21 protein-coding genes are annotated in these 22699 nt (G+C 48.1%); 14 read left to right on the top strand and 7 right to left on the bottom strand.

The window, feature by feature from the left end:
* Positions 1–207 precede the first annotated feature (207 nt).
* Entirely contained in the window at positions 208–561 is a 354-nt protein-coding gene (locus J2X61_RS04885; RefSeq protein ID WP_310186288.1) for a VOC family protein, read from the top strand.
* A 60-nt stretch (positions 562–621) separates the two neighbouring features.
* On the opposite strand, the gene J2X61_RS04890 is transcribed toward J2X61_RS04885, so the two are convergent.
* Positions 622–1803: an MFS transporter gene (locus tag J2X61_RS04890; protein WP_310186289.1), complete on the bottom strand. Its 1182-nt coding sequence runs from the start codon at positions 1801–1803 to the stop codon at positions 622–624.
* A gap of 103 nt (positions 1804–1906) precedes the next feature.
* Here J2X61_RS04890 and J2X61_RS04895 point away from each other — a divergent pair, with 103 nt between their 5' ends.
* Entirely contained in the window at positions 1907–2851 is a 945-nt protein-coding gene (locus J2X61_RS04895) for a helix-turn-helix transcriptional regulator (protein ID WP_310186290.1), read from the top strand.
* 81 nt (positions 2852–2932) lie between these two features.
* Here the strand turns inward: J2X61_RS04895 and J2X61_RS04900 are convergent, their stop codons facing one another.
* Positions 2933–3418, bottom strand: coding sequence for a MarR family winged helix-turn-helix transcriptional regulator (locus J2X61_RS04900; RefSeq protein WP_274468936.1), 486 nt, complete (start codon positions 3416–3418; stop codon positions 2933–2935).
* Positions 3419–3599: 181 nt separating this feature from the next.
* Between J2X61_RS04900 and J2X61_RS04905 the strand changes: the two genes are divergently transcribed.
* Positions 3600–4031 (top strand): organic hydroperoxide resistance protein, encoded by a 432-nt coding sequence (locus tag J2X61_RS04905; protein WP_274468937.1) that lies wholly within the window; start codon positions 3600–3602, stop codon positions 4029–4031.
* 75 nt (positions 4032–4106) lie between these two features.
* Here the strand turns inward: J2X61_RS04905 and J2X61_RS04910 are convergent, their stop codons facing one another.
* A complete protein-coding gene (locus J2X61_RS04910) occupies positions 4107–4289 on the bottom strand; it encodes a hypothetical protein (protein WP_274468938.1) in 183 nt (60 codons plus the stop codon).
* Positions 4290–4427: 138 nt separating this feature from the next.
* A complete protein-coding gene (locus tag J2X61_RS04915; protein ID WP_310186755.1) occupies positions 4428–5447 on the bottom strand; it encodes an AI-2E family transporter in 1020 nt (339 codons plus the stop codon).
* Between the two features lie 211 nt (positions 5448–5658).
* Here J2X61_RS04915 and J2X61_RS04920 point away from each other — a divergent pair, with 211 nt between their 5' ends.
* The 3 genes from J2X61_RS04920 to J2X61_RS04930 all read left to right on the top strand — a co-directional run bounded on the left by J2X61_RS04920 (position 5659) and on the right by J2X61_RS04930 (position 9090).
* Positions 5659–6315: a hypothetical protein gene (locus J2X61_RS04920; RefSeq protein ID WP_310186294.1), complete on the top strand. Its 657-nt coding sequence runs from the start codon at positions 5659–5661 to the stop codon at positions 6313–6315.
* On the top strand, positions 6308–8014 hold the full coding sequence (locus tag J2X61_RS04925) for a GMC family oxidoreductase N-terminal domain-containing protein (RefSeq protein WP_310186296.1): 1707 nt from the start codon (positions 6308–6310) through the stop codon (positions 8012–8014). The genes J2X61_RS04920 and J2X61_RS04925 overlap by 8 nt, the downstream gene beginning before the upstream one ends.
* A gap of 437 nt (positions 8015–8451) precedes the next feature.
* A complete protein-coding gene (locus J2X61_RS04930; protein ID WP_274468941.1) occupies positions 8452–9090 on the top strand; it encodes a cell wall hydrolase in 639 nt (212 codons plus the stop codon).
* 116 nt (positions 9091–9206) lie between these two features.
* On the opposite strand, the gene J2X61_RS04935 is transcribed toward J2X61_RS04930, so the two are convergent.
* Both J2X61_RS04935 and J2X61_RS04940 read right to left on the bottom strand, forming a co-directional pair.
* Positions 9207–10055 carry a hypothetical protein gene (locus tag J2X61_RS04935; protein WP_310186297.1) on the bottom strand — a complete coding sequence of 283 codons (849 nt, stop codon included), beginning with the start codon at positions 10053–10055 and terminating at the stop codon, positions 9207–9209.
* Between the two features lie 104 nt (positions 10056–10159).
* Complete coding sequence (locus tag J2X61_RS04940; RefSeq protein ID WP_274468945.1) at positions 10160–10975, bottom strand: DUF2935 domain-containing protein; 816 nt, start codon at positions 10973–10975, stop codon at positions 10160–10162.
* Positions 10976–11153: 178 nt separating this feature from the next.
* On the opposite strand from J2X61_RS04940, the gene J2X61_RS04945 reads away from it, so the two are divergent.
* The 3 genes from J2X61_RS04945 to J2X61_RS04955 are packed head-to-tail and all read left to right on the top strand — an operon-like array spanning position 11154 to position 15097.
* Complete coding sequence (locus tag J2X61_RS04945) at positions 11154–12263, top strand: GerAB/ArcD/ProY family transporter (protein WP_310186298.1); 1110 nt, start codon at positions 11154–11156, stop codon at positions 12261–12263.
* A gap of 55 nt (positions 12264–12318) precedes the next feature.
* Positions 12319–13893 carry a spore germination protein gene (locus J2X61_RS04950; RefSeq protein WP_310186299.1) on the top strand — a complete coding sequence of 525 codons (1575 nt, stop codon included), beginning with the start codon at positions 12319–12321 and terminating at the stop codon, positions 13891–13893.
* 1 nt (position 13894) lies between these two features.
* Positions 13895–15097, top strand: coding sequence for a Ger(x)C family spore germination protein (locus tag J2X61_RS04955; RefSeq protein ID WP_310186300.1), 1203 nt, complete (start codon positions 13895–13897; stop codon positions 15095–15097).
* A gap of 1 nt (position 15098) precedes the next feature.
* Here J2X61_RS04955 and J2X61_RS04960 read toward each other — a convergent pair whose 3' ends face one another.
* Complete coding sequence (locus J2X61_RS04960) at positions 15099–15347, bottom strand: YczF family membrane protein (protein WP_274468949.1); 249 nt, start codon at positions 15345–15347, stop codon at positions 15099–15101.
* A gap of 309 nt (positions 15348–15656) precedes the next feature.
* Here J2X61_RS04960 and J2X61_RS04965 point away from each other — a divergent pair, with 309 nt between their 5' ends.
* The 5 genes from J2X61_RS04965 (at position 15657) to J2X61_RS04985 (ending at position 22565) form a co-directional block, all read left to right on the top strand.
* The gene (locus tag J2X61_RS04965; protein WP_310186302.1) at positions 15657–17009 is read left to right on the top strand and encodes an ABC transporter substrate-binding protein; all 1353 of its coding nucleotides are present in this window, start codon (positions 15657–15659) and stop codon (positions 17007–17009) included.
* A gap of 79 nt (positions 17010–17088) precedes the next feature.
* On the top strand, positions 17089–18915 hold the full coding sequence (locus J2X61_RS04970) for a cache domain-containing sensor histidine kinase (protein WP_310186304.1): 1827 nt from the start codon (positions 17089–17091) through the stop codon (positions 18913–18915).
* Positions 18916–18918: 3 nt separating this feature from the next.
* Positions 18919–19743, top strand: a complete 825-nt coding sequence (locus J2X61_RS04975) for a response regulator transcription factor (protein WP_310186306.1) — start codon at positions 18919–18921, stop codon at positions 19741–19743.
* 123 nt (positions 19744–19866) lie between these two features.
* Positions 19867–21192, top strand: coding sequence for an ABC transporter substrate-binding protein (locus tag J2X61_RS04980; protein ID WP_274468953.1), 1326 nt, complete (start codon positions 19867–19869; stop codon positions 21190–21192).
* 35 nt (positions 21193–21227) lie between these two features.
* Complete coding sequence (locus J2X61_RS04985; protein WP_274468954.1) at positions 21228–22565, top strand: ABC transporter substrate-binding protein; 1338 nt, start codon at positions 21228–21230, stop codon at positions 22563–22565.
* Positions 22566–22699: the final 134 nt, after the last annotated feature.

Consider the following 22699-nt stretch of genomic DNA (forward strand, 5'->3'; position numbering starts at 1 on the left):
AACTGCGTGAACTAAGGAACCGCCGTATACCGAACGGTACGTACGGTGGTGTGGGAGGTCGGCTACTCAACTAATGGGTAGCCTCCTACCCGATTTGTATCGGATATTTTCCTCGGAAGGAAATGATTGTAAATTGCCGAACATGTTCTTTACAGAATCTTAAGCAAATATCTGTGAAAAAACATTTGACGGGAGATGAACGATTACATGAAGGCACTCAAATTACGTCCATTCGTTCCATCAGGCGGGGATTACCCGCGGGCCGTTCAGTTCTATACGGATCTTGGTTTCGAGAAGCTCTTCACCAGCGAGGAACTGACCATTTTCAAAGTCGACGAAACCGAATTTCATTTGCAAAATTTTCATAACGAAGAATTACAAAACAACTATATGCTGGAACTATGCGTGGAGGATTTGGATGCTTGGTGGCAGCATATTCAAAAGGCTGGGATCGTTGAGAAATATCACCTAGGAGCCAAGGCTCCCCAAATCCAACCGTATGGCAAACGGGCCATTCACCTCATTGATCCAGCGGGCGTGCTTTGGCATATAACCGAGTAAACCCCCTCAACTCAGGTAAACGTTGGTTTATATCTAAATTGGAGGGGGAGTTCATCTCTCTTAATTAGCAGTTGTTGTTTGCACTGCTCTCCTTCCCAGTACACCGCCCAATAGGAACGTTGCTAGCGATAGCGCCAGACAGATCGAAGCGAAGATCCCGATCGACGAATACCCGCCCATCTGAACATAAAGGATGCCGGCTATCCATGCGCCAAGCGTATTCGCACCGTTCATCGTCGAGTTGGCCAGACTGGAGATGGTTCCCCGTATTGAAGCGTTCAATGAGGTGAGAGCTTCCATAGCAATGGGGAATATCATGCCGAGTAGGGTGAAAATAATCAGATATACGACCGTCACCAGAGGGAGAGGGGTTAGATGAGGCGCTCCTGTATACAAGACCGCCAACAGCAGCATGCCAACCGCCGCTGCGTTCACATGACCAAGCTTACGTGTGGCTAGTGAGCTTAGCAGGCTGCCTAGCAGTGTTCCCAAGCCGAGGAACATCATGACCGTACCTAACTGCCCGATGGGCAGAGCGAAGCGGTCCGCCATCCATTTGCCGACGAAGGCAAATGCGGTTCCGCTCCCGAGGTGCAGGAGTAGATATGCGAGGAAGCCACTTCTTGCCTTGCCGCTCTTCATGAGTGGAACATATCGCGATAGTATCGAAGCTCGCCCGTGCTGGCGCGAATCGGGCTTCATGTTCGGCAGCGTGTAGAAGGCGGCAGCAGCAAGCAGCAGCGAAATGCCGCCAATCGACCAGAAAGGCACGGACCAATTGCTGACGGCAAGCCAGCTGCCGATAGGAACGCCCAGCGCCTGGGAAGCGGCCAACCCCGAGAAGGCGATCCCCATCGTCTTGGATATGCGCGAAGGCGGCATCACGGCAGGAATAGATGCCCATACCTGAGGAGCAGTGAAAGCCGCGCTGACGCCGGCAAGGAAGCGGAACAAACACATCGTCCAGAAGCTGTCGGCGAACCCGCAAAATATCGTCGAGACGGAAAAACCGAGAAGACCGCAGAGGAGAACGGTTCTGCGGTTCCACCCATCGGACAGCGGGCCGGCAATTAAAGCAAAGATGGCTGAACCGAGGGTATAGGCGCCGATCATCCACCCGGCAATCCCCGTCGACACGTCGAATTGAGCTTGCAGCGTCGGGAGGAGAGGGGAGATGAGGAACGTATCCGTTCCGATCATAAACATAATGGTGAAGAAGAGCGCGGCATATTTCCGCATCATGGATCACTCCTTAGTTGAATGGTTGCTTACGATGACTATCATAAGACATAATGGTGACAAGTCTTGTCACAAACTCAACATCAAGGATAAGGAGTTGGCGGATTTGCCGAAATCAAAAAGACTCATGGAACTGATGATGACGGTGAACCGAAAGCGGCGGTTCAAAGTTCAGGAGCTTGCCGATGAGTTCGGTGTCTCCAAGCGCACGATTCTTAGGGATCTGCAAGAGTTAAGCGAATTAGGGGTTCCCCTCTATTCCGAAGTGGGGCCGCACGGCGGATATCAGGTGTTAAGGGAGAGAGTGCTGCCTCCGATCGCGTTCACGGAGGGAGAGGCGTTGTCGATGTTTTTCGCGGTGCATGCCCTGCGCCACTATTCGTCCTTGCCGTTCGAAACGGAATCCGCCTCGGCGCTCAACAAATTTTATCTGCATATGCCGGGAGATATTCGGGATCGAATCGACAGCATGAAAGATCGCGTCGATTTCATTACACCTGCGAGGCGCGGGGATGCCCCGTGTTTGTCTGTGCTGCTCGATGCCGCGATTCAGGGGAAGGTCCTTGTCGTTCAATATGAATCGAAGGAGGAAGGATCGCACAACCGCATGATTCAACCGGTCTGCATTTATGCAAACAACGGGCTCTGGTACTGCACGGCCTATTGCTTCCTGCGCCGCGGTTTCCGCGTATTCCGGTGCGACCGCATTCGAGAGGCGTCTTATGAGGCGACGGGGGTGGAGCCGATCGAGCTGAGCGACATCCGCGCCAGCCGACAGGGAGCTGCAACGCCGCGGGAGCCCGTCCGATTGCGCGCGGAGTTTACCCGTGCCGGCATACAGCGCTGCGAATCGGAGCTCTGGTTAGCACCTATGCTGGTCGTTCGCGAAGACGGGAGCGGGTGGATCGATACGGAGGTGGCACGCAGCGATTTGCCTTTTTTTACGGAGTTCTTCATTGCGCTCGGGAAGGAGACCGTCCTGCAGGAGCCGGCGGAATTAAAGAATTCGATCCGGCAGCGGCTTGCCGAATTACTGGAGCGTTACGAGTGAGACTGCGTTGTCACACAAACAGACCTAGCTCTGTGAGACCCAACTGATTCATGGGATGGAATCGGGGGGTCTTTTTGGGGTTCAAAGAGGATTCGAACCCTTGCCGGCTGCGTCGGCTTGCCGATTGGAGATGCCATATCCGATTTTCTTGAGCAGACCAATCAGCTCCAGCTTCTCGTCATCCGTTACATAGGACAAATTTTCGGAGATCTTCTGGACATGTTTAGGAAAAATGTGATCGAAATAGCTTCGCCCTTCCTCCGTTAACGCTACGTTTGTTTTGCGCCTGTCACCCGGGATCGGCTGCCTCTCTACGAAACTCTTCTTCTCCAGTTTATCTACCACATAGGTGATACTCCCCGTTGGAATCGAGAAGGTATCGCTAATGATCTGGATGGGATGCGGACCTCGATTGTACAGAAATTCGAGGATTTGAAAGGTTTCCATATGGAGTCCATAGCTCTCAATATCGCGTTCCAAGCTCCCGTACAGGGCATCCACCATGTTACGGATCACGCGAATGAGGTTTAAATCCAGAGCCTGGCCTTCAGAATTTCGTTCAATCATGCTGCCACCACCTCATTAATTAGAATTCTTATGATTCCCCATTGTAAACCAAATCAAGAAAGTTCATCAAGGGGAGGCGGATAGAAAGGCAAAGCGCGGGAAATCTATTACCGGCTGAAGAAGATGTAGACCATCCCTATGTAGGAGCCGCAATATTCCGGTATAAAGGAGTGTTCAAGCGATGATTCAAATGCAAAAAAAATTGTACACCGCAACCGTTAATGTTCAAGGAGGAAGAGAAGGCAAAGCGGTTTCCAGCGATGGTATTCTTGACTTGGACCTGAAAATTCCCAAGGAATTAGGGGGGCCGGGCGGACAAGGAACCAATCCCGAGCAGTTATTCGCGGCGGGGTTTGCCGCGTGCTTCGAAGGTGCGATCGGCGTTGCTCTGCGAAGCAAAAAGCTAAGAGCCGAGCGTATTCAAGTGACCGGTCATGTGACGATCGGGAAAGATGCAAGCGACGGCTATGTACTGGCGGTCAAACTGGATATTACGATGAACGGCATCGAGCCAGGAATCGCCAAACAAATCATTGAAGAAGCCCATGATATTTGCCCGTATTACAAGGCAACCCGGGGCAATATCGAAATCGAAACGAACTTGGTCGGTTAACCGGTGGAGCTAGGTATACAAGCTGAATCCCGGCGGGAGCTCTCCGGCCGGGATTCATGCAGGTATGCAGATCGGTTACGCTTTTTTTAACAGGGAACGAACACCATGGACGATTAAAGCGATTGCGAAGACGATGACCGTAATGATGCCTGCCGCGTCTAGTAGAGGATCCAGACTGGCCAGCAGCTGGGTTACCGGGACATAAATGAGACTGAAGCCGCCAATGAGGCCGCCGAGGTAGTTAAGCAACTTAAACATCGCGTTTCACCTCCTCTAGCAAATAATATATAGTCTATGTCGGAAAGAATCATAGTGTGATAGAATGCGAGAATAAGAATAAGGAGCAACTTGCCAATGGCAAATTGCTCCTTATTTATGTGAAAATTTTGGTTTGTTTCAGGATTCAACCTCTTTTTTGCCTGTATCGACATCGATGATATCCAAGAGGAAAATAAAGACCGGTATTCCCACAATCAATCCCCACGTACCGAGATAATGCTCGGAGAAAATCAGCACAATGAACGTGTAGAACATCGGAAGATTCATTTTGGAGGACATCAGCTTTGGATTTAGAAAATAGCCTTCCAGGAAATGAAGCACCATGATCATGGAGATCACATAGATGACCATCCAAAGGCCGCCTATATTGTAGCCGATGATGCCTAATGGCAGCAAAGAAATAAGAAAGCCGGCTACGGGGATTAAACTGAGCAGGAAAATCATAATGGCGAGTGCGAACAGATAGGGAAAGCCTAATATCCATAAGCCGATCACGGTAAATATAGTATTAAAGAGGGCGATAAGCAGCTGCGCTTCGATCACTTTTCCGAAGGACAGGTTGAACTTTTTACCGAAATATTTCAGCTCTTCATACAACCAGGAAATTTTGCTCCCTTCCAACTTGGAAGTAAAAGCAACGATTCTTTTCTTCTCCAAGACGAAGAAAAAGCTCAAGATGGTGGCCATGATAAACGTCGTACCCCAATTGCTGATTCTCAGCATGTACTCAAATCCTTGTTTCACATACGCTTGTAAATTTAAATCCTTCAACGTTTTGTACATATAACGAGAGAACTCGTCCTGGGGGACCGGTAAATTCGTTAAACCGACTAGAATTTCTTTTAATTGCATGATTTGAACGAAAACTTTGGGTAAGTAATTAATAAAGGATAGGACAATGCCTGCAATCATCACGAGATACAGCATAATCAGAATGACTTTGCTATTAACAGGAATGTATCTGCTAAGCTTACGAGTCACCAAATTTTGAATACTGCTCATTAGGAATGCCATCAAAAAGGTGAGGAGCACCAGGTTCAGCATGTCTCTTATCCCAATTAATAATAGAACAACTAGAATTAGGATTGAAAACCTTCGTACCGTTAGATTCATAAACAATTTCCTGATCTGCTCCATCATTTCGCGTCTCCATTCAAACGTTAACTTTGTTCTATCTCTTAGTTTACAGAAAACGTGCAGCTCTCGCAATTTTTTGTAGAATTATGGAGAACTTGTCGCTGAAGGAGCGGTTGCTAGTTATTTTTCATCAACTGACATACTAAGCTGAGAATCAAATATATGTAGAAGGTAGAAGTGAAATGGCACGGCAGAGCAGGGAGGGAGTCGGATGACGATTTCCATGGATGAACAAGTCATGTGGGATGCGTATACTTGCGCGGCATTTCGTGCTTTGGTCGATGCGATTATTCCGCCAACATGCCGACAGCATGCAGCAGGAGAAGTTGAATATGCAGCCGGGGCCGTTCAGCTTCATGTGGATCAATTCGTTAGGCGAGAGATCGATCATTCGCAATTCGTTCCTGCAGGGGAGAAGGAAACGCCGGTCCCTCTGTCCAGATCGACCGCTCAATTGCTGAATATGGGGGCCGAGGCGCTCATTCGGAAAGGGCTCGCGCGGCTTCCGCTGCCTCTCAGGTTATCTCCAGAGACTTGCCTATTCGCTGTGTTGTCGCGTGAGAACAGGCTGCAGGCACTGGAACTGCTGGATCGGGTTGAAATTTCACTGCATAGGGCACCTCCCCCCTATCAAAATAACCCCGCGATGATACAAACTATGGTAGATACACTCAATCAGCTTACGATGTTCGGTTACTATACAGAATGGCTCCGACACGAAACATTACGGTTATCCTCACCCAGCAGCGGGCTTGATGCCAGTTGTCCGTCGGTGTGGCGTCTGATCGGTTATCCCGGTCCCGCCTTCGGTTACCGCGACTTTCGCGGCTTTATAATGACTGGTAAAGGAGAAACTCCGCATGATTGACCCGGATGTGATTGTAATCGGTTCCGGCGGCGGCGGAGCCGTTATGGCCAAGGAACTTGGGGAGAAGGGCTTGAAGATTCTCGTGCTGGAAGCAGGTCCTTGGTATGGCAATTCACAGTGGCCTAGCCCCAACCAGAAGCGAGGCGGACAAAGCAGTTCCAAGGCGGAAGATTTAAATATCCATCTATTCAAAGAGCAATACACCAAAGATGAACTCGAAATGAACAATTTGATTTCCGGTAAATTACGCTGGGGACCCGCGGAACGTACGCGTGCTCCGTGGTTTCGGAATGTCACTCAGCGCGGATTTGTTTGGCAAAACGCCGGTGTAGGCGGGACGACGCAATCTTATCTGGCCAATTGTCCCCGTGCCTTTCCGCTGGTGGTCGATCAGGTCTGGCCGATTGCGTACCGAGAGCTGGTTCCCTATTACGAACAAGTGGAAGCGACGCTGCCAGTAGATTTTGCACCTGTTACTTCCAAAGAGGAACTTTTTTTCTACGGTGCCAAGAAAGCAGGCTGGCCGCTGATCCCGACACTCGATGTGACAGTTCCTGGCTACCGTCCGCAGCCTAACGCAATTCTCCCTCCCAATAAGAATCTAACGAATCCCGATTATTCGGAAGAGCAGTTGTCCTGGATGCAGGGCTGCACGCTTGCCGGACATTGCATCAACGGATGTCCGCACGGGCCATCCGTTGATGCAATTGCCAAACGATCGACCAACGTGAGCTATATTCCGCTTGCACTGCGAACAGGCGGCGTGACGATTCGACCCAATTCATACGTTATCAAAATTTTGACGGAGTCTCATCCTGGAGACGGGCTGCGCGCAACCGGCGTACGCTTACGGGATACATGGACGGGGGAGATCGAGGAGATCAGGGCCGGCGTCGTCGTTATGGCTGCCGGAGCGATTGAAAGCCCCCGGCTCTGGCTGAATTCGGGACTGCCCCATAACCCATGGGTAGGTAAAGGGCTGGTGAATCATTATTTCGACTGGGTTACGGGCATGTTCGAAGAGAAAGATTTGATGTCGATCCTCGGAAGTCCGGAGATCAATCCCTTTGTCGGCCATACTTCAGGCGGAAGACTGGATTATCCCGGGCTCGGATCGATTCTGGTCACGGGCTTAAGCCCAGGGTTAACAGCCTCTATGAGTTTTGGCATAAGCCAATCCGGATACAGTTCAATGCAGCAGCCTCATGCCGGTTATCCGGGGTATGCGCAAGGCCGTGTTGCAGGTCCCGAGCTGCAGCAGTGGATGGAGAATTACAGGAGAACGTTAAGCATCGTCATCTTCGCCGATGACGAGGTCAATATGCGCAATGGGGTTTCCGTGGATCCTGTACTTCAAGACGAACATGGACCCATCCCGCAAGTGAACTACATTCCAGGTCGTCGGGGAGCGAAGAATCGGGATGAACTTGTCAAAATCGCGGTAGATATCTTGAGGCGAGCAGGAGCTAAGAAGCTGCTCCGGACGGATTGGCCGGCCTCTCTGATGATCCATATGGAAAGTACGATGCGAATGGGCTTCGTCGTGGATACCAGCTGCGAGTCCTATCAAATCAAACGGTTATACATTGCTGATAATAGCGTACACTTCAATTCGTTGGGAGGCGCGAATCCCACGCTTACGACACAAGCTCTTGCGACTAGAACGGCTGACAAAATGTTCGATAAATATTTTCAATAGAAACACGAGAGTAAAACAACCGCTCCGCCTATTGTATGATGTGGCTAGAATAGGTTAGAGCGCAGCAGAACGTTAACAGTATGACAACTTCAAATTGATGGGATTGCCGCGTATATAGCGGCTTTTTTTATGTTTATACACCCGCCGATTCCCGACGAACTTAACTGGAAATTATCCCGTTAAATTCATCTTTTGAGAGGGGAATGCCTCAATAAAGGGATCACTATATACAGCTATATTTCAGCCATCCGCTTAGTTTTTTCCCCGTTTGCGACCCTTAAAAGGGATTTCCCCCGAAGTTTATATGGACAGCTTGGGGCTGTTACTTGCGTTGTGGAGCGTGGAAGTCGACCTCTTGAGTCGGATCAACACCCCTAAATTTGTCATGCCGCATGCGCAATGCGGCGCGTAGAAGGAAGAGGAGGTTATCTTGAAGCATGAAGAAAAAACTACAAGCTCTTATCTGTGTCTGTTCCCTCGGTGTCATGGGAATGGCCGTTCCGGTCAGTGCTCAATCCTTAGAGCAGGGCACACAGAGTGACCAAGTTCTGGATTTGCAAGAACGATTAAGTGCACTTGGATACTTCCGAACAGGAATTACCGGATTTTATGGCAATCAGACCAAGCTTGCCGTCCGTAAATTTCAAGCCGGTTATGGCTTGACCGTTGATGGTGAAGCGGATTCCGCAACACTGGCAGCACTTAAGAAATCGGTTGCACCTAAACAATCGGTGCTGGACGAAATGGCGCGCATCATACATGCCGAAGCCAGAGGCGAGTCCTTTCTGGGACAAGTTGCCGTTGGAGCGGTCGTTCTGAACCGTGTGCAATCCGAACAATTCCCCGACTCCATTCTTGAGGTTATTCACCAGCCAGGTCAATTCTCCGCCATCGATGACGGACAGTTTAACCTCAAGCCGAATTCATCAGCCTACAACGCGGCTAAAGCCGCATTAAATGGTTCGGATCCGACAGCCGGAGCTCTATATTATTACAATCCGGCTATCGCCAAAGCGTCCTGGAGCTTAAAAAGACCAGCTAAAGTGACTATAGGCCATCATGTCTTTACGCATTAATCGATGAAAGAATCAGGGCTGTGGATCATAGGTGCCGTTCGCGTTCGTATGACGCAAAAAAGTTGAGCTCGCGAGATAAGGAGCTCAACTTTTTGCGGCCTTCAAAGATGTTAGGCTCAAGCTTCCGCTTGGAATCGATCCAGCTTGTGTTTGCATAGGGCAACAATCGACATCACGGTTATACAGCAGGGGATGTAGATGAGCCAATATTGCCATAACGGCAGCATGACCTTTAATAAACCAAGGTGCATCAAGATAAATTGCGCCGCTATTAGAAGAAGGAGCCATAGTGCTCGACGCCAAAGGCGGTGCGATACTGTCACGGCGACGGCGAGCAGGAGGGCTTTGACGAAACCATACATGGCCGAAAAGAAAATATCGTCATGGTATGGATCTTCGAAAATACCGACATGGTAGATTCGAATGTTCGTCAGGGCAAACACGAAAATCATTGTCGCTACTACGCTCCAAGCAAACATAACAAGCGTAACGAACTTGATCGCTTGGTGGCGTCCTGACAGCCATATCGGCCATTGTCGAGCCAATCGGAAGAAAATGATCAGCGAGACGATCGTATAAGCCGTGCGCCACCAATGATGTTCATAGATGCCAAGTCTTAGGAATGACAGCTCGATGGCGCCGAAGGCGAATGCAAAGAAGGCGATCCACCGCCAGCTCAATTGGTAGACAGCCACATATGCGGCGGCTGCAGGTACCGAGATCAGATTGGAGAAGACGGCGCCCAATACATTGTCGTAGTACGACGTGCCAACAATCTTCGGAGAATAACTGTAGCTATGGAACAAGACGAATATGAAAAATTCAAAGACGTAGATCATGCCGGAATAGGAAAGAAGCAAGATCAACGGCGACAATGCGCGTTTGTGAAGCAGCATGACCGATAGAGCGATCGTGCATACCGCGACTAAGATGAGGTAGGGCAGGGAGTTCGGCATAGTCTCCATTAGGAATTCTTCAATGAGTTTTTATTAAATTTTAACCATTTTAGAACGAAAACAAACATCGTGGCCGATGCGACCCCTGCAGGCCGAGCTCCCGTATATGTGATTTAGCTTCCGGCTCTAGGCTTTGCGGGATCGCAATCGGGGGTGGGCACATGGCCGGAGGCATGAGAAAGTTTAGTTAAATAATAGCACTCTTCACGGTACATATGATCCGGCATCAGTTGGGTCAAGGTGCTCATAACTTCCTTACCGGCCGTGAGCTCCTCCACTTCGGCCAGAAATTTCATGAAGAGAAGCATAACCGTATTCGTTTCTTGATTAAACCGCCGCAATGCAGGGAAATCCGTCAACGAAGTACGCATATACCCCGCAAGCTCAACTGCCTTGAGATAGAAGTCTTGGAAATAGCGCTCAAATTCCTCGCTCTTATTCTTCCATCCTTTCTCTACCAGATCGAATTGGCCTGCCAGGCTGCCCGCGTGGCCGACCGCATCTTGCAGCCATACCAGATGCTCGTGAACCGCCGGCCCGACCGGAGGCAGCTTCCCGCTTGTCAAGGCTGCAAAGACGCGCATCGCTTCTTCCAGCTCGTTAACCATATGATTCAAAAAGGTCGGTGGCAGGTGGATGCCGATCTGTCCGGTCAGCGAGCGCTGCAACAAATGCAGTTTATAAGCACGCAAATGTGACGTCCAAGGGTTAACATCTTGAAGTAACGCCGCGATACGATCGCGATTCAATGGCTGCCGTGCTGTTCCCAGCATGAGATCATAAGCTTGAATGTACTGCTGTGCTTGCGAGATTTCCTCGACTTCGCCCGGAGCCAAACTATCCCGAATAAACCTCCCGTGATCGCCCAGAATCTGCAGCCAAAACCGGAGCTCAAAGAGCGCACCGTCCTCAAAGCTCTTATCTGTCATGTCCCACAACTCCCTTATCCGCCGGCATTACGTTCCTGTATTACACTATGTGAGCGCAACCTTGTCAGATAACTAGGCAATACAACTCCGGTATTTTTATAATATTTTCCAGTGGATAAAGGCATACTACATAAACGTATTTCAATACTCAACGTAACCAGGGGATGTGCTCATTTACGTGAAGAACGAAACGGTCATCAACGCAAGCCAGCTGTTCGCCATGATCATATTGTTTGAGTTAGGCACGGCCCTGGTTCTTCCTATCGGCATGAAGGCGGAACAAGGGGCATGGATCTCCGTGCTGATGGCCCTGCCAGGGGGGTTGCTCTTATACCTCGTTTTTGTTTACTTATACCGTCAATTTCCTCAGTTAATCCTAAGCCAATACATTCGTCGAATAGTCGGATCTTATATCGGCTGGCCTCTCTGTTTATTGTACATCTCATTTTTTATATATTGCTCGGGGCGTAATTTGCGTGAAGCGGGCGATCTGCTGATTACAGCGTCCTACGACAAAACGCCTCTCTTCGTCATCCATCTTGTGATGGTTCTCGGTGTTATCTATGTTCTAAGAAAAGGGGTCGAGGTGTTATTCCGGCTTGGCGAAATCTATTTGATTATTACACTTTGTCTTGGTCTCATAAGCCATGTGCTGATTCTCATTTCCGGCGTTATCGATTTGAAGAATTTACTCCCATTAGCTGGCAGCGAAGGATGGGGAGCTCTTTTTCACTCCGCATACCCATATACATTTTCATTTCCATTCGCAGAAGTCATTAGCTTCACAACCGTCCTGCCTCATCTGAATCAAGAGAGAACCGCCCGCAAAGCCGGTCTTCTCGCACTGACTACCAGCGGACTGCTGCTAAGCTTCACCCATGCTGTGGAAATTGCCGTGCTAGGTCCCGATATTTATGGACGTGCCGTATTCCCGCTGCTGACGATGATTGGCATCATTAATATTGCAGATTTCATCCAACGGTTGGATGCCGTCGTGATGTTGTCATTAATTATCGGGGTATTCTTCAAAATGACGGTGTACGCCTACGCTGCCATTAGTGTCGCATCAGACATATTCAAAATAGAGGAACCGCGCAAAATGGTGTATCCCGTTGTCATGGTCATCCTATTCGTATCGATGATGTCCGCATGGAGTTTCCAGGAGCATGGAGAAGAAGGGGCTCTATCGGAAAACTTCGTTCAGCCATTGTTTAATACTATGATTCCTATTCTGTTGTTCGCGGTGCACGTATTGCGGAAACAGTTTGGGCTATACCGCAGCAAGTGATTATGAAATCAGGGGTGGCATCGTGTTTCCGTGGAACCGATTACGCAGCAGAACAATGGAATACAAGACGCCGGGAACATCCTGGAGCGAAGGAAGCAAGACGAAGTCGCTTTTATTTCCGGAGCTGTCCGAGAACCTCCATTACATCCGGGTTCTTCTTGGCCATAGTCCTGACATCACGATTCGTCAGTTCGAACTGGGGAGCGTGGGTGCGCAGGTGGCCGCCGTCTACACGAATGGCGTAACAGACCGGAAAATGGTGAACGGATTTGTACTGCATGCGCTGATGACCGGGATAGAGAAAGAAGCTTTCGATAGCATGAAGAAGGATAAAAATCTGTATGACTTCATTCGCGATAACGCTCTGACGATCGGCGAAGTCAAGCCGATGATGGATTGGGACAGCGTCATTCTGGCTATATTATCCGGCGACACGGCGATCTTTATTGACGGTTATAAAGAGGTGATCGTGTGCGGAACGAGAGGCGGCGAGTCCAGAACGATCACGGAACCCTCGACGCAAGTCGTCATTCGCGGGCCGAAGGAGGGGTTCACGGAATCGATCGGAACTAACGTCGCGCTTGTGCGCCGAAGAATCAAGAGCTCCAACTTGTGGCTGGATACAATAAGAGTCGGGAGCGTCACCCAGACGGATGTTGCCATTATGTATGTGAAAGGTCTGGCGAATGACAAGCTCGTCAAGGAAGTTAAGGAAAGATTGAATAGAATTCATATTGACGGCATTCTGGATTCGGGCTATATCGAGCAGTTAATTGAAGACAAAACAATGACGATTTTCCCGACCATCCATAATACCGAACGGCCGGATACGGTCGCAGGAAATTTGCTGGAAGGGAGAGTTGCGATTTTCGTGGATGGCACGCCCTTCGTTTTAATTGCTCCTGTGACCTTTTTCGTATATTTTCAATCGGCCGAGGATTATTACCAACGCTTCGAAGTCGCTTGTGCAATAAGGCTCTTAAGGTTCGGGGCACTCCTCATCTCCTTGTTCGTTCCATCGATTTATGTGGCTTCCATTACATACCACCAGGAGATGATCCCGACTCCGTTACTAATCAGCTTGATGGCGCAGCGAGAGAGCGTACCCTTCCCGGCATTCGTTGAAGCTCTCATTATGGAAGTGACTTTTGAAATCTTGCGTGAAGCAGGCATTCGAATGCCGCGCGCTATCGGGCAAGCAGTATCAATCGTAGGAGCACTCGTACTGGGACAAGCTGCCGTCGAAGCAGGTCTGATATCACCGGCTATGGTGATTGTCGTCGCATTGACAGGTATTTCAAGCTTTGCGACTCCCGCATACAGCATGGCGCTGGCCATACGGCTGCTGCGGTTTAGTATGATATTTGCAGCAGGCATGCTCGGATTTTATGGGATGGCCATACTCAGCATTGTGATTCTGGCGCATATGAGCGGACTGCGATCTTTCGGTTTTCCATATATGTCCCCCTTAGGCCCATTCACGCTGGAAGATCAGAAGGATTCAATCTTTAAATTTCCGCTGAAAACGTTTTTCACCAGGCCGCATTTATTAAGCCAGGATAATAACATCCGCATGGAGATTTCTCCTGCAACATCATCGGAACATGAGGAACACTCGGGGAGTGACTAAGGTGAAGCTGGCAAAGCCATGTGCAATTCTGCTAGGCGTTTCGATCATGCTAGTATTGGCAGGTTGCTGGAACAGCAGGGAACTGAATGATATGGCGGTTGTGGTTGGCATGGGCATCGATCGAGATCCGGCGACGAAGGAGTACCATCTGTCCTTTCAGACGATTATTCCCAATGCGGTAGCAGCCGGAGTTAAGGGGGGAGGGATGAATCTGCCCATCGTGATCCATTCGGCTTCCGATGCTACGCTGTTCGGAGCCCTGCGGAAAACTTCACAGAAAGTGCCGCGCAAACTATTTTTTGCCCATATCCAACAAATTGTAATCGGGGAAACGCTGGCCAGGGAAGGGATTGAGGATTTATTCGATTTCCTCGAAAGATCCCATGAGCTGCGTCTAACCTCTCACGTGCTGATTGCCCGAGGCAGCGATGCCGAAGCCGTAATGAGAATTATGACTCCCATGGAAAAAAATCCTGCCGAGGGCAACGCCAAACGGCTTGAATTGACCTCGAACATATGGGCGGAAAATATTAATTCGAAAGTAACGGATGTTCTACACGCGTTGATTGGCAAGGGAGAAGTCGCTATAAGCGGGGTACATTTCATCGGTGATAAACGAACTGGCGAAACCAAAGGGAATATGGAGAAAACCAAGCTTCCTGCTTACATCGAAATGAAAGGCATCGCTATATTCAAAGATAAAAAGTTGAAGAAATGGGTAGAAGGCGATGAGGCCCGCGGGATCTTGTGGATTCAGAATCATATGAATGGCACGGTGATCAATCTTTCTTGCAAGGGAATGCAGGACGGCACTTCCGTCGAATTGGTTCGATCCAAGACCAAAGTTCAAGCGCGTGTTGAGAAGGGCACGGTATCCTTCCAGATCGACATTGACGAGGAAGGCACCATCGGCGAGGTTCACTGTCCGATTGATTTAAGCAAACGAAAGGAAGTTCTGCAAATTCAACAGCAATGGGCTGCTGAGACAGAGAAGGTTGTTAAGGAGACCGTTAAGATCGCTCAAGAGCTGCAGGCGGATGTATTCGGTTTTGGCGATCAAGTATACCGGAACTTCCCTGAGCAATGGGCGCAAATGGAAGGGAAATGGCCGGAAATCTTTGCAAACAGCCAGATCGACGTTCATGTCAATGCGTATATCAGAAGGTCGGGAATGAGAAATAAGCCTTACTTCTTTAAACATTGAGCTATTTGGATTTATGGCTTGGAGGGAATTTGCTTCTCAGCAACGATTGGAGCGGTTTAAAGATCGCAGCCAAAACCGGCACGAGTATTAAGATAACGAACGCCCAATATTCGAGGGTAGTTCCTACGTAGAAAGATTCCCGCAGGACATCGATAGCTTCACCGAGCTTCATTCCTGTCACAACATCCGTTATGACCAAGTACGATAGGCTGGTAATAAAAATCGTGGCATATGCAACAATGACTCTCATAAGCGGACACTCCAACTAAGTCTAGTAGACGTACTCTAGGATATTTTTCCCCAAAACGAATGTTTCTACCCAATTGCCACAGATGCCCATGCGAGTCACCAATGAGGCCGGAGAGGGTTGTATGGAAAGATGGAACAAATAACCTATAAAAATGAAATACAGCCCTAATTTATACAAAGTGGATTCATAATAAAGTTAAATCAAGAATTTTGAATTGAAATGGTGTCGAAAACCGTTTCTATCATCGGAAATTTAAGCGCTTTCAACGGTTTTTTGGCATTAACAAACAAATCGGAGGGATACAAAACAATGAAAAAGTTTCTAGCAGTTGCTGCTGCACTGACGATTTTGGCAGGGTGCGAGCAGGGAGGCAGCACCAGTTCCAATCCAGTTGCTGGCGAAACTGGAGGCGATAGCAAACCTGCCGTCGCCACGCCTGATAATGAGTTATTCATCTATACGGTCAATCCTCCTTATTTCGCCAAAGAAGAAAATTTCGATAAACAAATCGGCGATTTCATCAAGAAGAAGTTTCCGGATATTAAGGTCAAGCACGTCCACTGGGATAATCCCGGCAGACAATATAAAGATCTGATAGCCGCCGGGACCGTACCTGATCTCATCCTCGATAACACCCGCATGAACGTGCAACGTTGGATCATTGACAATGACCTGCAATATGATATCCGGGATCTGATTAAGAAATATAATTTTGACACGACCAAGCTCAATCCGGCCTTGATGGCCCAAATGAGTAACCTGACTAAGGATGGCAGCATTTATGGCTTGCCATACAACAATAATGATTTCGTTCTCTTCTATAACAAAGATATTTTCGACAAGTTCGGTGTTGACTATCCGAAGAACGGGATGACCTATGACGAAATCTATGAAATGGCCAAGAAGCTAACCCGTGTAGACGGTGAGATTACGTATAAAGGATTTTCCCAGAATCCGGGTCATTATATGAACTATAACCAGCTATCGCTGTCTCCGTTAAGCGCCACGGAGGACAAAGCAAGCTTGAGCTCGCCGGAGTGGAAAAATGTTGTAGACAATTTGCGCCGGTTCTATGATATTCCTGCGAATCAATTCGATACGGTCGAAACCTTTGCTACCAAAGGCAACATTGCGATGGCTGTAGCGACCGTCGATCATTTGGTCACGTATCACGAGCAAAATAAGAATTTGAACTTCGATATCGTATCGGTGCCTTCCTTCAAGGAAGCTATGGATACAAGGTATCAACCGAATGTATACTCCATGTATATTACGAAACAATCCAAGAAGAAGGATCTTGCCTTCCAAGTGATGGCGGCGCTGCTCTCCGAGGAGCATCAAATCGACCTCGCGAAAGAAGGGGTTATCGTGCCGACAGAAACCAAAGCGGTGCAAGAGGCATTCGGGCAAAACTTGACGCAGATGAGAGGCAAGAACACAAGCGCGATCTTCTACGGCAAAACCGCGATGCCGCCGGCAGCACGTTCTGCAGGTTTAATCTGGTACGATGTCCCGATGCAGAACGTTTTTGCACCACTGATCTTCAAAGAATCTAAAGATACCGTAACGGCGCTCCGCATGATCGAAGAGCAATCGACCAAAGCGATCGCAACCAATCAAGCGGCCAAAGCCGATACAGCTGCAGCCGGTGCAAAGAATTAACTAAAGAGAGACAAGGGTGGAACCGCTGATTCCGCCCTTGTTTTTTTGAAATTTCCGGGAAGCGAACAACAGGAGGCATATGCGTATATTCAACAAGCTTGAGTTCAACTACAAAAACAAATTGATTATTACTTTTGTTCTGGTCGCCTTCTTGCCATCCATATTCATGCATTACATGACCTATACGAATTCGACGCATGCCATGAAGTCCAAAATTAACGAACTGGTTACGTTTAACTTGATTCAAACGAACAAAAATTTGGATTCGATGTTATCCCAATACGAGGATGTCCTGTATCAACTGATTATTAGCGAAGATGTTATTACATCTACCAGAAAAATACTTCATGGCTCCGATTTCGATCAGTTGAACTATTCCGACATACTTATCCGGATCTTTTCCGGCTATTCCAACTCCAAATCAGGCATCCGTGGATTCACCTATTTTGATAATAACGGAAATATTTTAGCTTCCTACGATAAAGTGACAGGCTCTTCCTTATGGGCACAAGAGCAGAATAATATTCCCTATTTATTGATCATGAAGTTGAATAACATTCAGCAGGGTCCCCTTATTACTTCGACGGAGAAATTGGCGTCGGCTGCCGGTGACGAATTCGTATTCCATATCGCTCGGAGGATTTACGGCATTTCATCCGATGGTCTGGAGAAGATGGGTTATATCGTCATGACGTTAGAGGAATCGGTTCTTGCAAAAGCATGCAGCAACTCGCTCACAGAAACGCAAGTTCAAAGTATGAGCAACGCCAATATTCTCATCGATCATGTGCAGAACATCGTGTCATTCCCGAACGAAGACCGGATCGGATCCAATTATGCCCATATGCTCGGCGTGAAGGATTTAGACAAAGAGCATCTTCCGGAGAAGGGGACGATTCTCGGGCAGCCCTCGATCATGAATTATTACCCGAATGAGAAGACGGGCTGGACGATTGTCAGCATCACCAATGAACAGAACATGTTCGGCGAAATGTACGCCATGCAAAACATTAATATATGGACAGGTTTCGTTATGTTCCTGGTCACTACGCTGCTCATCGTCTATTTCTCGGGCTTATTGACGAAGTCGATACATGTAATCGTGAATGCGATGAAGCTGACGGAGCTCGGCAATCTCGACGTGAAAATCAAAGACGATACGGGAGATGAAATTTCGATTATTGCTTCCAGTTACAACAAAATGATGACTACGATTAACGAGTTGATGCGTAAGACGAAATTAGCCGTACAGAAGCAGAAGGAATCGGAGATCCGTTCCTTAGAGGCACAAATCAACCCTCATTTCCTGTACAACACGTTAGATTCAATTAACTGGATGGCCATTGAGAAGGAGGAGCATGAGATCAGCCGGATGATCAAAGGGCTTGCGCACATTCTGCGCTACAGCATAAGCCATAGCAACCAGATGGTTCCTCTCGCACACGAGCTCGAATGGCTCGAGCATTATTTAACGTTACAACGAAATCGCTTTAACGATTCGTTTCAGTATGCTGTACATCTGCATCCAAGTGTAAAAGAAGTGAAGATATATAAGCTTTTACTTCAGCCTTTCATTGAGAACACGATTATCCATGGCTTTGCCGGCAAGAAATCAGGCGCAGAAATTCATATCCGAATCCGCCTTGAGGAGGAGAACTTTTTATCCATAGTCATGGAAGATAACGGCTGCGGCATGGATGAATCTACGATAAGAACGCTGCTGGACAGCGGTGACCGGGAGCATGCGGCGGCCGGATCCGGGATCGGCATACGCAATGTAATTGACAGGCTGCAGCTGTACTACGGGGATCCAGCGCGATGCGAGATCGAGAGCAAGGTAGGCGAGGGGACCAGAATCCGTCTGATGGTGCCTGTGAATGCCGCCGAGTCGAAGGATGGTGAATGACAGATGAGAATCGTCGTTGTCGAGGATGAAGAGAAGGTACGCAATGGAATTATTCGTTTGATTCACAGATTGAGTGACGCTTATCAGGTAGTCGGACAATGTGAGAACGGTGCGGAAGGCTTGACGACGATTAAAGAATGTAGACCGGATTTAGTCGTGACCGATATTCGTATGCCTGTCATGAGCGGGATCGATATGCTGGAATCATTGAAAATGGAAGGCATCGCTCCCCGAACGATTATATTAAGCGGGTACTCCGAATTCGAACTTGCCCGTAAAGCGCTGCAAATCGGCAATGTCATTGAATACTTGTTAAAGCCGATTACAGCCGATGATTTGCAGCAGGTCCTGCTAACCGCTGAGAAACAGATGACGTCTCATCTGCTTACGGAATTGTCCCAAAATCATCCGGGCACGGAGTTTGAACGGCTAGACCCTCATGATTTGCGCAAAGCTTTGCTTGAAACCGCTGACAAAATTGCTGAGCATTTGGCCAAAATGCCCAAAAGCCACAGTCTGGTGATCCATAAATCCATGAAAATCATCCAGGAAAAGTTCAGCAGTGGAATTACGTTGGAAGAACTGGCGAATGCCATGTGCATTACCCCGGAATACTTAAGTTCCTTGTTCCAAAAAGAGCTGGGAATCTCCTTCACCGCCTATCTCAAAGATATGCGAATGAAGAAGGCCAAAGAATTGCTGCTGCGTCCTCTGAAATCGTTCGAAGTTGCGCAGCAGGTGGGCTATTCGGATGCCAAATATTTTACCCGTGTGTTCAAAGAGGCGACCGGATTAACTCCTGGTGAATTTCAGAAGCTTTATCGTTAACCGCAATTTACTTTAAAACCGTCCACCTTTCTTAGGATATTAGAATTATCAACTTGCAGAGTTTGGATTATGATAATCTTGCTTCACATTATTGAATCAAATTACAAATTGCGGAGGGAGATCATGACAAAGCGCATCATTCTTACAACGCTGCTTGCGGCTATAGTCGGCACAGGACTGATCGGCTGCACGTCCAGTCCGGACACCGTCGAAGTCAAGGAGAGTCCTGCTCAGCCTGCAGCTAACGAATTGTTCATCTATACGGCCTGGCCGGCATTCTACGTCAAAGAAGATATTTTCGAGAAGCAGATCGGTCAATTTCTCAAGAAAAAGTTCCCGGATGTCGTGATTAAACATGTTGCTTGGGATAATCCGGGCAGAAGGTATGAGGACTTGATAGCTGCAGGCACGATTCCTGACATTATCTTTGATGAAGTAAGGCGCAACTCCTACAGACAGGTCGGCCGATTCAAAATGGAATACGACATGACAGATTTGATCAAAAAATACAATTTTGACATCGGGAAACTGAATCCATCCGACATCCAGCGGTCCATCTCCGCTTCCGAAGGAAAATTGTATTCACTGCCCTTTAATAACAACGAGTGGGTGCTCATCTATAACAAAGAAATTTTTGACAAGTTCGGTGTAGATTACCCGAAGGACGGCATGACTTGGGATGAAGCCTATGAAATGACGAAGAAGCTGACCCGGCAGGAAGGGGATATCACCTACAAAGGTTTTCAAATGAATCCAGCCCATTATATGAGATTTAATCAATTGTCGGAGCCTGGACTCGATCCTAATGAAGACAAGGCAGCGATGAACTCGGACAACTGGGTGAAGATCGTTGACAACATCAGACGTTTCTATGACATACCCGGCAACCAATTGGTCAAAACGAATCAATTCTCCAAAGGTAACGTTGCGATGATCGTGGACTCCTTGGAGAATGCGACAAGACTGATCAATGAGAACAAGAATATTAACTTTGATATCTCGTCGGTGCCTGTATTTCCGGAATCGCCGAAATCCAAGTTTCAGTCCAATACGAATGGAATGTTTATAACGAACCAGTCGACCAAGAAGGACTTGGCCTTCCAAGTGATTGCCTATCTGTTGTCACCGGAGTACCAGATCGAATTATCGAAGCAAGGTGTCATCACACCGCTCATGGACCCGGCTGTTCAACAAGCCTTCGCGATGAATCTGCCGGAATGGAACGGCAAGCATACCCAATCGATCTTTTATCTCAACAGCGCCAAGTCGCAGCTTCGCAAACCGGGGCTAACGTTCATTGATACGAATTCGGACAGCGTCTGGAATCTGATTGCCAAAGAATCCAAAGACAGCCAAACGGCGCTGCGGATGACGAACGATTTGATGAACAAAAATATTAAAGAGGCTCAAGAGCTTGTCAAGCAAGGCGGAACAAACCCGTACCAGTAGGATGAATGGCGAACTTATACAGGAGGCAAGCGCTTATGAATAAGATTTTTCAAATAACCATCACGATGGCCGTGGCCTTGTTAACCGTGACCGGCTGCAAATCAGAGACGGCTTCTCTCGGTCCCGATCTGACAGCTAGCCCTGAAACTTCATCCCCGGATAACGAATTGTTCATTTTTACTGGAGACCAGCTATTCAACAAACGATACTTAAAGGAAGAGAATTTCGATCGGCTTATCGGCCAATATATCAAGAAGAAGTTCCCTGATATTACAATCAAGCACGTTCAATGGGATAATCCCGGCAGACAGTATCAGGATTTGGTTGCCGCAGGAACGATTCCCGATATTATTTTAGAGGATGCCCGCCGCAATACGTACAGATCGATTCGGAAATACGATTTGCAATGGGACATGACCGATCTCATCAAAAAATATAATTTCGACACGACCAAATTGAATCCGGCGATGATGCAGCAATCGATGAATACGTCCGACGGTAAATTGTACTCTCTTCCCTTCGAAGGAAGCGACTACTTGCTATTCTACAATAAGGATATTTTCGACAAGTTCGGTGTGGATTACCCGAAGCCTGGCATGACTTACGATGAGGCTTATGAATTAGCCAAAAAGCTGACGCGTCAGGAAGGGGATATTACTTATAAAGGTTACCAGCAGCATCCCGAATATTACATGACCTATAACCAGCTCTCGGAGCCTGCGCTGAACCCGAATGAAGATAAGGCAAGCCTGGTCTCGGACAAATGGGTTCGTATCGTAGATAACCTTAGACGGTTCTATGATATTCCCGGCAACCAATTCACAACCGTTAAGGATTTCCCCAAAGGCCATATTGCCATGGCGGTCGATGTGGAAGAGAGCATAGTCGATTGGAGTCAAAATAAAGACTTGAACTTCGATGTCTCAGCGGTGCCCGTATTCCCGGAAGCATCCTCGTTCAAATACCAGCCGTACTCCGTAGGAGCGTTCATTACGAAACAGTCCAAGAAGAAGGAGCTCGCCTTTCAAGTACTTGCCTATTTGCTATCGGAAGAGGTTCAGATTGAGCGGGCTAAGCAAGGCATCAGCTCTCCTTTGATGACCCCAGCCGTGCAGGAAGCCTACGGGCAGGGCGTACAGCAATTAAAAGGGAAAAGTCTTCAATCGCTGTTTGCGCTGAACAATGCGATGCCGGCTCCGCGTAAACCGAACTTGACCTTCATCGATCCGAAGACGTCTATGGTGTTCCCGCTGATCTGGAATGAATCCAAGGATAGCCAGACGGCGCTGCGGATGATTAACAACGCGATGGACAAAGCGATCGAAGAGTCCAAGGCACTGCAGAAAGAAGGAACAGCGAGTCCACACTTATAGTAGAGATCGAAGCTGCCGGTTACGACGGGCAGCTTCATTCCGTTTACGGGCAAGAAGGAGGGAGGAAATACGCTAATTCCTATGGAAGAATATGCTATAATGAAACTTGAGAATGTTTCTGGGAGGGGATTGAA

It is taken from the genome of Bacillus sp. 3255 (genome assembly GCF_031456485.1).
Lineage (GTDB): Bacteria > Bacillota > Bacilli > Paenibacillales > NBRC-103111 > Paenibacillus_E.